General features: G+C 63.1%; 11 protein-coding genes. 8 read left to right on the forward strand and 3 right to left on the reverse strand.

From position 1 onward, the window contains the following. Positions 1-49: 49 nt before the first annotated feature. A complete protein-coding gene (gene hutU, locus AACQ95_RS00215) occupies positions 50-1753 on the forward strand; it encodes a urocanate hydratase (protein ID WP_241280103.1) in 1704 nt (567 codons plus the stop codon). A gap of 1 nt (position 1754) precedes the next feature. Further along, on the forward strand, positions 1755-3287 hold the full coding sequence (hutH, locus tag AACQ95_RS00220; protein WP_098980989.1) for a histidine ammonia-lyase: 1533 nt from the start codon (positions 1755-1757) through the stop codon (positions 3285-3287). A gap of 70 nt (positions 3288-3357) precedes the next feature. Here the strand turns inward: hutH and AACQ95_RS00225 are convergent, their stop codons facing one another. After that, the gene (locus AACQ95_RS00225) at positions 3358-4455 is read right to left on the reverse strand and encodes a calcium:proton antiporter (RefSeq protein WP_043139740.1); all 1098 of its coding nucleotides are present in this window, start codon (positions 4453-4455) and stop codon (positions 3358-3360) included. Between the two features lie 264 nt (positions 4456-4719). On the opposite strand from AACQ95_RS00225, the gene AACQ95_RS00230 reads away from it, so the two are divergent. Continuing rightward, entirely contained in the window at positions 4720-5370 is a 651-nt protein-coding gene (locus AACQ95_RS00230) for a class I SAM-dependent methyltransferase (protein WP_098980988.1), read from the forward strand. 15 nt (positions 5371-5385) lie between these two features. Here AACQ95_RS00230 and AACQ95_RS00235 read toward each other — a convergent pair whose 3' ends face one another. Next, positions 5386-6918: an EAL domain-containing protein gene (locus AACQ95_RS00235; RefSeq protein WP_241280105.1), complete on the reverse strand. Its 1533-nt coding sequence runs from the start codon at positions 6916-6918 to the stop codon at positions 5386-5388. Positions 6919-7462: 544 nt separating this feature from the next. On the opposite strand from AACQ95_RS00235, the gene AACQ95_RS00240 reads away from it, so the two are divergent. Next, complete coding sequence (locus tag AACQ95_RS00240; RefSeq protein WP_172955223.1) at positions 7463-9391, forward strand: EAL domain-containing protein; 1929 nt, start codon at positions 7463-7465, stop codon at positions 9389-9391. Between the two features lie 22 nt (positions 9392-9413). Here the strand turns inward: AACQ95_RS00240 and AACQ95_RS00245 are convergent, their stop codons facing one another. Beyond that, on the reverse strand, positions 9414-10361 hold the full coding sequence (locus AACQ95_RS00245; protein WP_445290523.1) for a 1-aminocyclopropane-1-carboxylate deaminase/D-cysteine desulfhydrase: 948 nt from the start codon (positions 10359-10361) through the stop codon (positions 9414-9416). Between the two features lie 69 nt (positions 10362-10430). On the opposite strand from AACQ95_RS00245, the gene AACQ95_RS00250 reads away from it, so the two are divergent. The 4 genes from AACQ95_RS00250 to AACQ95_RS00265 all read left to right on the forward strand — a co-directional run bounded on the left by AACQ95_RS00250 (position 10431) and on the right by AACQ95_RS00265 (position 12948). After that, complete coding sequence (locus AACQ95_RS00250; RefSeq protein WP_241280110.1) at positions 10431-11294, forward strand: MSHA biogenesis protein MshI; 864 nt, start codon at positions 10431-10433, stop codon at positions 11292-11294. 100 nt (positions 11295-11394) lie between these two features. Then, positions 11395-11988: a PilN domain-containing protein gene (locus tag AACQ95_RS00255; protein WP_043139728.1), complete on the forward strand. Its 594-nt coding sequence runs from the start codon at positions 11395-11397 to the stop codon at positions 11986-11988. Further along, positions 11988-12635: a type II secretion system protein M gene (locus tag AACQ95_RS00260; protein ID WP_241280112.1), complete on the forward strand. Its 648-nt coding sequence runs from the start codon at positions 11988-11990 to the stop codon at positions 12633-12635. The genes AACQ95_RS00255 and AACQ95_RS00260 overlap by 1 nt, the downstream gene beginning before the upstream one ends. Next, a complete protein-coding gene (locus tag AACQ95_RS00265; RefSeq protein WP_241280114.1) occupies positions 12628-12948 on the forward strand; it encodes a SctD/MshK family protein in 321 nt (106 codons plus the stop codon). Before AACQ95_RS00260 ends, AACQ95_RS00265 begins: the two co-directional genes overlap by 8 nt. Positions 12949-12960 lie beyond the last annotated feature (12 nt).

The raw sequence follows: 12960 nt of genomic DNA on the forward strand, positions 1-12960 counted from the left end.
GCCGAGGGCAGGTCGCCATGCTGCTGCATTGATAAAACAAGGAGTGTGTATGTCTGAGCAACACCTGGATCCCCGTCAGGATCCGAGCCGGGTCATCCGTGCCCCCCGTGGTACCGCGTTGACCGCGAAGAGCTGGCTCACAGAGGCGCCGCTGCGGATGCTGATGAACAACCTGGATCCGGAAGTAGCCGAGCATCCCCAATCCCTGGTGGTGTATGGCGGTATCGGCCGCGCCGCCCGCAACTGGGCCTGCTACGACAAGATAGTCGAGGTGCTGACCCGGCTCGAGGAAGACGAGACCCTGCTGGTGCAATCCGGCAAGCCGGTCGGGGTGTTCCAGACTCACAAGGATGCGCCTCGGGTGCTGATCGCCAACTCCAACCTGGTGCCACACTGGGCCAACTGGGAGCACTTCAACGAGCTGGATAAGAAAGGCCTCATGATGTACGGCCAGATGACGGCCGGCTCCTGGATCTACATAGGCACTCAAGGGATAGTGCAGGGCACTTACGAGACCTTCTTCGCGGTGGCCAACCAGCACTTCAACGGCGAACCTGCGGGCCGCTGGATCCTGACCGGCGGTCTGGGTGGCATGGGCGGCGCCCAGCCGCTGGCCGCCACCATGGCCGGCTTCTCCATGATCGCCGTCGAGTGCGACGAGACCCGCATCGATTTCCGTCTCAAGACCCGCTACGTCGACAAGAAGGCCCACAGCCTGGATGAGGCGCTGGCCATGGTCGAGGAGGCCAAACGCAACGGCACCGCTGTCTCCGTCGGCCTGCTCGGCAACGCTGCCGATGTCTTTGCCGAACTGGTGGCCCGCGGCATCACGCCGGACGTGGTGACCGACCAGACCTCGGCCCACGACCCTATCCATGGCTACCTGCCCCAGGGCTGGAGCGTGGCCCAGTGGCGCGCGCTGCAAAAATCCGCGCCCCAGGAGGTGAACCAGGCCGCTCGTCACTCCATGGCCCGCCAGGTGGAAGCCATGCTGACCCTGCAATCCCGTGGCGCAGCCACGCTGGATTACGGCAACAACATCCGCCAGATGGCGCTGGAGGAGGGGGTCAAGAATGCGTTCGACTTCCCCGGTTTCGTGCCCGCCTATATCCGTCCGCTGTTCTGCGAGGGGATAGGCCCCTTCCGCTGGGTGGCGCTGTCCGGCGATCCGGAAGACATCTACAAGACGGATCAGAAGGTCAAGGAGTTGATCCCGGACGATCCCCACCTGCACAACTGGCTCGACATGGCCCGCGAGCGCATCGCCTTCCAGGGCCTGCCGGCGCGGATCTGCTGGGTCGGGGTCAAGGATCGGGTACGCCTGGGCCTGGCTTTCAACGAGATGGTGAAAAATGGCGAGCTGAAGGCGCCCGTGGTCATAGGTCGGGATCACCTGGACTCCGGCTCTGTGGCCAGCCCGAACCGCGAGACAGAGTCGATGATGGATGGCTCCGATGCCGTCTCCGACTGGCCGCTGCTCAACGCCCTGCTCAACACCGCCGGCGGTGCGACCTGGGTGTCGCTGCACCACGGTGGCGGTGTGGGCATGGGCTTCTCCCAGCACTCGGGCGTGGTGATCGTATGTGACGGCACCGATGACGCCGCCAGGCGCGTCGGTAGGGTGCTGCGCAACGACCCGGCCACAGGTGTGATGCGTCACGCCGACGCAGGCTACGAGATTGCCATCAACTGCGCCCATGAGGCGAAACTGGATCTGCCGATGCTGACCGCAACGGGCAAAGGGGTTAAATAAGATGTTTGAACTCAATCTGTTACCGGGCAAGCTCTGCCTCAATACCCTGCGCCGCGTCAGCCGCGAGCCGGTGCATATCAGCCTGGATCCGGCCGCGCTGCCGGGGATCCACGCCTCCGCTGCCGTGGTCACCAAGGTGATCGAGCAGAATCGCGTGGTGTACGGCATCAACACCGGCTTTGGCCTGCTGGCCAACACCCGCATCCCGGTGGAGCAGCTGGACGAATTGCAGCGTTCCATAGTGCTCTCCCACGCGGCCGGCATCGGCACCTACATGGATGACGCCACTGTGCGGCTGATGATGGTGCTCAAGGTCAACTCGCTGGCGCGGGGCTTCTCCGGCATCCGCTTGACTGTGCTTGAGGCGCTGATGACCCTGATCAATGCCGAAGTCTATCCTGTGGTGCCGAAGAAGGGCTCCGTCGGTGCCTCCGGCGATCTGGCGCCGCTGGCCCATATGAGCTGTTTATTGATTGGTGAAGGCAAGGCGCGCCACAAGGGCGAGCTGATGGACGCTGCCACGGCGCTGAAGATCGCGGGTCTCGAGCCCATCTCTCTGGCACCGAAGGAGGGACTGGCCCTGCTCAACGGCACCCAGGCCAGCACGGCGTTTGCGCTGGAAGGCCTGTTCCACGCCGAGGATCTGTTCGCCGGCGCCATCACCATAGGTGCCATGAGCGTGGAGGCGGCGCTGGGCAGTCGTCGTCCGTTCGATGCCCGCATCCATGAGGTGCGCGGTCAGCTCGGCCAGATTGATGCCGCCGCTTGCTACCGCCAGCTGCTGGTGGATGGCAGCGAGATCGGCATGTCTCACCACAATTGCGAGAAGGTGCAGGATCCCTACTCGTTGCGCTGCCAGCCCCAGGTGATGGGGGCCTGCCTGACCCAGATCCGTCAGTCTGCCGAGGTGCTGGTATGCGAGGCCAATGCTGTCTCCGACAACCCGCTGGTGTTTGCCGAGGATGAGGAGATCCTCTCCGGCGGCAACTTCCACGCCGAGCCGGTGGCCTTCGCCGCCGACAACCTGGCACTGGCCATCGCCGAAATCGGGTCGCTGTCCGAGCGTCGCATGGCGCTGCTGATCGATTCGCGCATGTCGGGTCTGCCCGCCTTCCTGGTCAACAACGGTGGGGTGAATTCCGGCTTCATGATCGCCCAGGTCACCTCGGCGGCGCTCGCCTCCGAGAACAAGAGCCTGGCCCACCCGGCCTCGGTGGACAGCCTGCCCACCTCCGCCAACCAGGAGGATCACGTCTCCATGGCTACCTTCGCCGCGCGCCGACTGGCGGACATGGCGGAGAACACCCGTGGCATACTGGCGGTCGAGCTGCTGGCGGCGGCGCAGGGGCTGGATTTCCGTGCTCCGCTGCGCACCACTGAGCTGCTTGAGCTGGCCAAGGGTCGGCTGCGCAGCAAGGTCAGCTTCTACGACAAAGACAGGTACTTCTCGCCGGACATCGAAGCGGCTGCCGAGCTGCTGGCTCAGGCGAGCTACAACGACCTGATCCCGGCAGGTGTGCTGCCCAGCCTCTAAGCCCCATTCGCTCCATAGCAAAAGACCGCCCTCAGGGGCGGTCTTTTCGTTGCTGCGGTAGCGTGATCCGTTATTCGTGCTCGAACATCAGGAACAGGTAGACCACGAACAGCACCAGGTGGGTAGCACCGTGCAGCACATTGGTGCGGCCGCTGCTGAAGGTCACCTTGCAGACCATGAGGGTGGTGACGAGCAGCACCATGTCGGCGGCGGAGAGGCCGAGGCGCACCTCCTGGCCCAGCATGGCACCGATAAACAGCACGGCGGGCACTGTCAGGGCTATGGTGGCCAGCACAGAGCCGAAGTAGAGGTTCATGGCGCGCTGCAACTGGTTGTTGAAGGCAGCCTTGATGGCGCCCACGGCTTCCGGTGCGAGCACGATACAGGCCACGATGAAGCCACCCAGCGCAGGCGGCGCAGCCATCACCTTGACCCCGTAGTTGATGGGGATCGCCAGCGTCTTGGCCAGCAGGATCACCACCACCAGATAGGCGAGCAGCAAGAGGGTGTGGTAGAGGTTGCTCTGCAGCGGGCCGTGGTGCTCTTCGTAATCCTCGTGGTCGCTGTCGACGAAGAAGTGGCTGTGGCTGCGGGTCTGGATCAGCAGGAAGATACCGTAGAGCAGGATGGAGATGATGATCAGCATCCAGGACATGGGGCTCGACATGCTGCCAATGGTGCCGCCCCGGGTGAAGTTGGGCAGCACCAGACAGAGCAGGGCCAGCGGTATGATGGCGACCAGGTAGGATTTGACCCCATCCAGATTGAAGCTCTGGGTGTGGTAGCGCCAGCCGCCGAACAGCAGGGTGAAGCCCACCAGGCCGTTGGTGACCAGCATCACCACGGCGAACATGGTGTCACGGGCCATCACGGGATTGGGGTCGCCGGTCAGCATGACGGAGGAGATCATCACCACTTCCAGCGAGATGACGGAGAGCGTCAGGATAAGGGTGCCGAAGGGTTCACCCAGCTTGATGGCGAGGGCATCCGAGTGGCGTACCACAGAGAAGATGGCCCAGGTGACGATGGCAAGCAGCGCCGCCGAGACAGGAAGATAAATCGCAAGCGGAGTGGCCTCTGTCAGCAGGTCGCTGCCCAGCGTCTTGAAAAACAGCAGGGTCAGCAGGCCAATGGACAGGGCAATCTCTTGCCGGATAAATGACTTCATAGGCAATGGTTCTCATCTCGGGGCGGCCGGGGCCGACGGGGTATGGAGGCAAAACGGCGCCGCTACGGGTGTGGCGGGCCTGCTAATGATAAAGGGAGTTGTACCGCCAGGGGAAAATCATTTTGTTGCAGGATGTAATCTGCCGCAACTGCCCCGTCGGGTCGGGATATAGATAGGTATCTGCCCGCTTACTGCGTAGCATGGGGGCATGCCGGTCGAATTCATGCTTCCGTGGATCTGGCGGCATCCTGACCAGGGACTCCCATGTCTGTTGTGCGTCTGCGTTATCACACCATAGAGTTTGGCGAACTCGACATCCACCTGCGCACGTTGCGTGACAACCAGCAGTTCTCCGATGACGAGGGAGAGGCGGAAGCGCTCGGCATCTCCTCGGCGTTCTGGCCGCTGTTTGGCATCGTCTGGGACTCCGGCAATGTGCTGGCCCACCTGATGGTGGAGCACGAGGTGGCGGATCTGCGGATCCTGGAGGTGGGGTGCGGCATAGCCCTGGCGAGTCTGGTGCTCAACCACAGGCTGGCGGACATCACGGCCACCGATTATCACCCGGAGGCGGGGGCCTTTCTGGCGGCCAACGTGCTGCTCAACAAGGGGGCGCTCATCCCCTTCATCCGTACCGGTTGGGAAGATGCCGTCACCGAGCTGGGCCGCTTCGATCTCATCATAGGCAGCGATCTGCTCTACGAGCGCGGCCAGGTCGAGACCCTGGCCGGTTTTATCGAGCAGCACGCCAAGTCGCACTGCGAGGTGATCCTGGTGGATCCGGGGCGTGGCCAGCAGGGTCGCTTCAGCAAGTTGATGACGAGCCTGGGCTATGCGCACAGTCAGCACAAGCCGCTGGACGTGAGCTATCTGAGCCAGCCCTTTCGCGGTCAGATACTGCAATACCGGCGTTGACCTTTCTCACCGGTGTCAGCCTTCTCCGGCATGGTTTTGTCGCCATGCCAACAGCCAGATCTGCAGCCGGGCCAGGGCCATGGGCCTGGCGTACACATAGCCCTGGATCAGATGCACGCCGTGCTGGCGCAGATAGTCGACCTGTTCCCCGGTTTCGACCCCCTCGGCGATCATCTCCATGCCGGATTCGTGACCGAAGGCGATGATGGAGTCCAGCAGCGTCCGCTTGAGGTCGTCCGTGCCTATGGTGTCGACGAACATCTTGTCGATCTTGATCTGGCGGATGCCGAGTCGCTGCAGGTAGGCGAAGCCGCCATAGCCGGTGCCGAAATCATCCAGCTTGAAGTGATAGCCCAGCTGCTGCAGCGCCGTGATCTCGCCGATCGCCGCCTTGATATCTGTGATCGGCTTGCGCTCGGTCAGCTCGAAGGTGAGCCGGGTCGGTGAGGGCCAGCCGTGCCGCTGCAACAGGGTGCGCAGATGGGGTTGCTCCAGGTGGGTGGCCACTATGTTGACGCTGACCCACTGCGCCGGCGCCAGCCGGGGAAGATCCGTCATGATCCGCTCCAGCAGTTGCTCCGTCATCGGCAGGATCAGCCCCTGCTCCTCCGCGTAGTCGATGAAGGCGCCGGGCGGCACCAGCTCGCGCCCCCGCTGCCAGCGCAGCAGCGCCTCGAAGCCAACCACCTGCTGGCTGCGGTTATCCACTATGGGTTGATAGAAGGGGACAAACTCCCGCCTGGCCAGCCCGGTTTGCAGCAACCCCTTGAGAGAGCGACGATAGTTGCGCAGCCCCCAGTAGGCGGCGACCAGCAGGGCTCCCAAGGCTCCGCCATACCAGAGCCCATGGTGCCGTGCCTGTTGCCGGGCATAGCGCTCCAGCGCCTTGCCCGCCCATAGCGTCTGCCTGATCTGTTCATCGGGATCGCGGAAGCTCAGACCTATGCTCTGGCTGCCGACCTCCTGCTTGATGCTGCTGTCGCCGCGGGGAAAGGTCTGGCTCGATGTCCCCGGTTGCTGGTCGAGTTCCAGATAGAAACAGTCGGTGCAAGGATATTGCAGCAGAGAATGGCTCCAGCTGTTGCTCAGCACCCAGTAGACGATGTTGCCGCCGGTGCGGTAGTAGGCGACCAGCTCCTGCTCTGTGTGGAAGCGGGACTGGGTGGCGGCGATCCCGAACGGCTCCTGGTTGGCGTAGGGGGGCAGCTCGATCGGGGTGAAGGGCAGGTCAACCCCCAGACTGGAACAGCCACCGCCGCTAGCGAGCAGGATCCCCTGAATGCGGATATGGCCGTTGTAGAAGCGGGGATCCCGCAGCAGCGCCATGTCCTGCTCGCCGCAATCGAACCGAAACTGGGTCAGCTGGCTACGGACGTTGTTGTCCAGCAGACGGTGACGTTCCGCCAGCGCGGTCTCGATCTCTTCCTTCTTCTCCTGCAACAGCTGGTGGGCCAACGGGCCGCCGAGCAGCTGACTGAGAGGCAGGCTGGCCAGCAGGGGCAGGCAGAACAGCAACAGGCTGAGCCAGAGGGGGGGGATGGGTCGCATGGTGCACCTGCCTGGTGTGCGGATGGGATGCATATGGGTGGCATCATCATAGTGCATTAGCTGAATCGATTTGAGCGGGGCTGATCACACTTGTGGCGCGAATTTATAATGTGCTGATAAATAATGGTTTTATAAAATGAGCTGTTGAAGATTCAATCGCTGACCTGTCATAAATGACAATTGTCCAGCTTATCTGAAGTGGCTAGAGTAGCGGTGCGGTTTGACTCACCGTGTGTTCAATACTCCTGTATCTGTTTTTTTGTCAGTAGCACAGAGTGTTAGTTTTGATATGAGTGTTTCTTTTGGTCCCCTTAGTGGGACCATTTTTCTGTCTGAAATTCCCTGATCCCGTTGCCCATCTCCCGTTTCCTGCCCCTGTGGCCATTTTTCATGGCCGGCTTGCCGTCAGGCTTGGTGTTCAGGTGCCCATTTGGTTATGCTCGCCCGCTTAATTCCAGAAGCGGGATCTTCGTCCATAGGCGCGCTTCGGCGTTGGCTGATACGATGAGGCCACATGGATGTTGTCGGGCATACGGAAAGGCACATGAAACTGACCACTCAGCTTGTCTCGTTTATTACCCTGTGCGTGATCGCCGCCATGGCCATGGTGCTGCTCGGCGGGGTATTCAGCTTTCGCGAGCTGGGCATGGAGCTGCAGCAGAAGAAGGTCAACTCCCTGGTCGAGATCATCGACAAGCAGCTGGAGGTGGCCGACGACCATCAGGATCTCACCCGCTGGCTGCCGACCCTGCTGCGTTCGGCCCATGTGGTGGAGCTGGAGATCCGTCAGGGCAAGCAGCGGGTCTACTGGTTTCGCGACGTGCAGCAGCAGACCGACGAGAGCCTGCTGATCCCCTATAGCCAGCCCATCTCCCATCAGGCCGGCATGCAGGCCGACTTCAAACTGGAGCGGCCGTTCAAGGAGTTTGAATACTCCATGCGGGCCATGTCCGGCATCTCCCTCGGCGTCTTCATCGTCATCTTCGGACTCTGGTACTCCATTCGCTGGCTGCGGCTGCAACTGCGGGGCGCCGAGCTGCTGGCCGAGCGCGCCCAGCTGATCCTCGACAACAAGCTCACCAAGCTGGCCCACGATCCGGCTGATGAGTGGCCCGTCTCCGCCAGCCAGGCCCTCGACTATCTGCTGGCCGAGCTGGCGGATGCCCGCAAGGAGCGCAGCCGTTTCGACAACTTCATCCGCAGCAATGCCTTCGTCGACAAGATGACCGGCATAGGCAACCGCCTGTTCTTCGACAACCGGCTGGAGAGCGCCATCATGGAGGCGAGCGTGATGAGCGGCGGCGTGCTGCTGATCGAGCTGGCCGGGCTGGAGGATCTGGATCCCGAGCTGAGCGGGCGCCAGAGCCAGGATCTGCTGATGGAGGCGAGCGCCTCCATCACCGCCTTCGTGCGCAAGCACAACGGTGCCCTGCAGGCCCGCTATGCCGGCCAGGTGTTCGCCGTGCTGCTGCCCAACATGTCCGAGAGCGAGATGGTGGACGGTGCGGGTCAGCTGCACAAGAGCCTGCAGCGGCTGCACTGGCCCGAGGCGGTCAACGTCGAGACAGCCGTCTACCTCGGTGCTGTCTGCTATCAGGCGCAGGATTCCCTGCTCAAGGTGCAGGAAGAGGCCGAGCTGGCGCTCAAGAGCGCACGGCTGCAGGGACATACCGGCTGGTTCCTCTACGAGAAGCAGCTGGATGAGGAGCAGAGCAGCAAGGGCACGGTACGCTGGCGCACCCTGATCGGCCGTCGCATCGAGGAGCACGGCATCGACTTCTACGTCCAGCCGGTGCAGCAGGAGCGGGATCAGGTGGTGCTGCAGCAGGACTTGTTGATCCGCATTCACGACGAGCAGGGGCGGGAGTTGCAGGCCGGTGTCTTCATGCCGATGGCCGAGAAGGCGGGGCTGCTGTTGCCGCTGGATCGGCTGGTGGCGGAGCAGACCCTGCGGCTGCTGCGTCAGCGCTCAGAGCAGAGTTGCCCCATCAGCCTGACCCTCTGCGCCCAGAGCCTGCTGCACCGCGAGTTCCAGCGCTGGCTCTTCTTCGATCTGTTCCAGCTGCCGCGCAGCACCAACGAGCGGCTGGTCCTGCAACTGTCGGAGGCCCAGGTGACCCGCCACTACGAGGCACTCAAGCGGCCGCTGCGGGCGCTGCGCATGCTGGGTTGCCAGCTGGCCATCGATCATGCCGGTCAGGATGTGGTGAGCACTCAATACATCAAGGAGTTCGAGATCAACTTCCTCAAGCTCCACCCCAGTCTGGTGCGGGAGATCCACACCCGTCAGGTCAACCAGATGGCGGTGCGCAGCCTGGTGGGGGGCTGTGCCAACACCCGCACCCGGGTCATAGCCGTGGGGGTGGAGAGCGGCGACGAGTGGAAGATGCTGCGCCACCTCGGCGTCCATGCCGGGCAGGGGCCCTGGTTCGCCGAGCCGGAGCGGCTGGTGATGGAGCCGGCCGGCGCCTGATCCTGTGACCGCAGGGCCGCTTTCAGATCCGGCCCTGTTCTTGCAAACCCGCGAGTCCCTGCATGCCACCCGTGTGGATGAAGACTATCTTGCTGCCGCGGGGGATGCGCCCGGCGGCCAGTTCGCGAAACAGGCCCCACATGGCCTTGCCGCTGTAGATGGGCTCCAGCGGCAGGCCTGTCTGCGCACTGAAGGCTTGCACCCACTGCCAGAGGGCCGGGCTGAATTTGGCATAGCCGCCATCATGGTGATCCAGCGCTACCTGCCAGCCGGGGGTGGTGGCCGCGGCCGGGTGAAGGCGACATACCTCGTCGGCGATGAAGCTTGCGCCTTTCAGTACCGCGATGGCGAGGATCCGCTCCTGCTCCCGCTTGCCGGCGATAAGGCCCGCCAGGGTGCCGCCGCTGGCGCAGGGCAGTACCCAGAGATCCGGCGAGAAGGGCACCTCGTCGACCAGCTCGGCCACCCCGGGAAGGGCGAGCGGGCTGCTGCCCCCTTCCGGCACTATCAGGGTATCGGGTGCCGCGAACTGGGCCAGCCACTCCGGATCCTGCCGCCGCCGGTAACTCTGGCGGTCGACAAAAATGAGATCCATGCCCCAGCCTTTTGCCGCGCTCAGGGTGGAATTGCTGGCAGCCTCCGGCTCACCGCGTATGATGCCGGTAGTGTTAAGGCCGGATTGGCACCCTGCCGCCGCCAGTGCATGTATGTGGTTGGAGTAGGCTCCACCAAAGGAGAGCAGGTGCTTTATGCCCTGCGTCCGGGCGTGTTGCAGCTGGTACTTGAGCTTGCGCCACTTGTTGCCCGAGATGGTCGGGTGGATCAGGTCATCCCGCTTGCACCAGAGCGTGACGCCATGCGCTGTCAGCAGAGGGTGCGAGATGGCCTGGAGCGGCGAGGGAAGCCGGGTCGGCTGCAGGGCAAACACCTGCGAGCGGGTCGAGTTGGGTTGCAATGAGTGATCCATCATTTATCTGGAGGCTAATACCCTGTTTATGCTAAGGTTTAATCCGTTTTATGCAGCCAGGTGCGGGTTTCAATGAAACAACTTTTCAGACGTTCGACCCCGAGCCGTCAGGTAGGGATCCTGCTGGCCAGCGATCGTATCATGCTGGCCTCGCTGGGGCCCCAGCCAGTGTTCGCTACCCGCGCCATCAATGGCCCGCAGGAGTGGGCGCTTGCCATGAGCGAGCTGTTCAGCCGCCATGGCCTCGCCAAGTCTAAGGTGCGGGTCGCCCTCGCCGCCAGCCTTTATCAGCAAGTCCAGATCGACAAGCCCGCCGTGCCCGAGGCCGAAATGGCCGGTGCCCTGCCCTGGGCGGTCAAGGATTACGTCAATGAACCCGTGTTGCAGCTCGCCATGGACTACGTGGATTTGCCCACGCCGCCGGCCGGCCGGCCACGCATCAGCGTGATCTGCGTGCCCAAGGCGCGGGTGCAACAGCTGGCGGATGCGGTCAACAGCATTGCCAGCCTGGATGCCATCGTCAGCGACGAGCTGGCCATGACGGCGCTCTATGAGGCCGATAACACGGTGCGCATGCTGCTGTGGCAACCCAGGGGGCAGGATCTGCAACTGCTGGTCTTCCATCAGGGCGGCCTCTGCTTCTCCCGCCAGCTGCGCGGCTTCACCGCCCTCACCGGCGAGCATGAGCCGGACAGCATGCTGCTCGACTCCCTGGCGCTGGAGATCCAGCGCTCTCTCGATTACCTGGTCGGCCAGCTCAAGCTGCCGGAGCTGGGTCAGATGCAGCTCGCCATCGCCTCCTCCTTCATCGGCACCCTGGTGCGCCACATGGAGCAGACCTTTGGCTTCGCCGTCTCCGCCATGGCCAACAAGGCGATCCTCTCTGGCGTTGAATATCTCTCGGCCTATGCAGCAGCTCTGGGAGGTGAGCAATGAGCGTGCTTGCCATGTCGGCTACCAAGGCCAACAAGTCCGAATTACTGTCTGGCATCGAATATCTCTCGGCCTATGCCGCTGCCCTCGGGGAGGATGCCTGATGAAACGTCAGATCAACCTCTATGGCGCCGAATTTCGCCCCAGACGCCAGTGGGCCAGCCTCAACCAGATGGCGCTGGTGTGGGGTGGCTGCGTGGCATTGCTGCTCTGCATGGCCGCCTTCTACGGCTGGCAGCAGCAAGGGGTCGGCCGCGAGCTGGCGCAGGTGCGCGCGGCGCTGGAGGTCAAGCGGGGCGAGGCCCAGCGGCTGGATGCCGAGTTGACCCGTCACCAGGCAAATACCCTGCTGCAACAGCAGCTTGCCACCCGGCAGGAGGAGCTGACCGCCAAGCAGGGGCTGATGCGCCAGCTGGGCAGTTTGGCGTTGCAAAAATCCCAGGGCTACGCCGGCCTGATGGCCGATCTCTCCCGCATTCGGGACAGGCAGCTCTCCTTGCAGCGGATCGAGATCGCCGAGGGGCGCATCAATCTGTCCGGCTTTGCCGGCCGCAGCCAGGATGTGCCCGCCTGGGTAAACCGTTTCAAGCAGACCCCGTCGCTGGCGGGCAAGCAGTTTGGTGAATTGACCCTGAGCCGCGACAAGGAGGGCCGGTTGGCCTTCCAGCTCAGTGGTATCGAGCGGGAGAAGCCCTGATGAGCCTGAAAGCACAATGGCAGGCATGGGCGGACAAGATTGCCGCCCTCAGCCAGCGCGAGCGGGTATTGATCCTGTTGACCGGTCTGGTGCTGGTCTGTGCCGGCGCCATCTATGGCTGGCTGGATGGCGCTGCCCTGCGGCTGGAGCAGGACAGGGTGGCCTTGACCACGGCCCAGCGGGATCTGGAGATCATGGATCTCGAGAACCTGGGCAAGCAGGCCAGGCTGGCGCGGGATCCCGATCAGAACGTGCGCGAGCAGCTGGTGCGGGTCGAGGGGGATATCGGCAAGCTGGATGCCGAGCTCAAGGCCCAGACGGTGGATCTGATCCAGGCCCACGAGATGCCGGCCGTGCTGGAGGCCCTGTTGTCGCGCTCCGCCAATCTGCACATGTTGGCGCTGACCTCCCTCGCCCCTCAGCCGCTGATGGCGGGGGATCAGCGCATCAACCTGTTCAAGCACGGTATTCGCCTCAAGCTGGAGGGCGGCTACTTCGATGTCTATCAGTACCTGAAGGCGCTGGAGGCGCTGCCCCGCCACTTCTACTGGAAGCAGTTTGACTACCAGGTGCAGGAGCATCCCAAGGCCGTGGTGGAGATGGAAATCTACACCCTGAGCACCAGCAAGGAGTTTATTCGTGGTTAGATGGCTGACGCTATTGTGTTGTCTGCTGGGTCCGGTAGCCCAAGCCGAGGTGCTGCAGGATCCCACGGAACCGCTGGACGGGATGAACAGTCAGGCGGGAGCCACCGCCAGCCAGAGCGCAGGTTTGCCAACATTGCAGAGCGTGATGCTGGGCAATGGCCCGGCACTGGCGGTGCTCAACGGGAAAAGTTACCGGGTGGGCCAGCAGGTCGAGGGATATCGACTGGTGTCCATCAGTGCAGATGCCGTGGTGCTGGAGAAGGGGGGCAAGCGCCAGTCGCTGACCCTGTTCGCCAGCAAGATCCGCATCTGAACGCGCCCCGCC

It is taken from the genome of Aeromonas sp. MR19, assembly GCF_963899305.1.
Classification (GTDB): domain Bacteria; phylum Pseudomonadota; class Gammaproteobacteria; order Enterobacterales; family Aeromonadaceae; genus Aeromonas; species Aeromonas bestiarum.

Bases quoted from the DNA above. Each gene is read 5' to 3' on its own strand.
- AACQ95_RS00260 (WP_241280112.1), top strand. From the start codon at position 11,988: ATGAGCCTGAAAGCACAATGGCAGGCATGGGCGGACAAGATTGCCGCC.
- hutU (WP_241280103.1), top strand. From the start codon at position 50: ATGTCTGAGCAACACCTGGATCCCCGTCAGGATCCGAGCCGGGTCATC.
- AACQ95_RS00230 (WP_098980988.1), top strand. From the start codon at position 4,720: ATGTCTGTTGTGCGTCTGCGTTATCACACCATAGAGTTTGGCGAACTC.
- AACQ95_RS00235 (WP_241280105.1), bottom strand. From the start codon at position 6,918: ATGCGACCCATCCCCCCCCTCTGGCTCAGCCTGTTGCTGTTCTGCCTG.
- AACQ95_RS00240 (WP_172955223.1), top strand. From the start codon at position 7,463: ATGAAACTGACCACTCAGCTTGTCTCGTTTATTACCCTGTGCGTGATC.
- AACQ95_RS00250 (WP_241280110.1), top strand. From the start codon at position 10,431: ATGAAACAACTTTTCAGACGTTCGACCCCGAGCCGTCAGGTAGGGATC.
- AACQ95_RS00245 (WP_445290523.1), bottom strand. From the start codon at position 10,361: ATGATGGATCACTCATTGCAACCCAACTCGACCCGCTCGCAGGTGTTT.
- hutH (WP_098980989.1), top strand. From the start codon at position 1,755: ATGTTTGAACTCAATCTGTTACCGGGCAAGCTCTGCCTCAATACCCTG.
- AACQ95_RS00255 (WP_043139728.1), top strand. From the start codon at position 11,395: ATGAAACGTCAGATCAACCTCTATGGCGCCGAATTTCGCCCCAGACGC.
- AACQ95_RS00225 (WP_043139740.1), bottom strand. From the start codon at position 4,455: ATGAAGTCATTTATCCGGCAAGAGATTGCCCTGTCCATTGGCCTGCTG.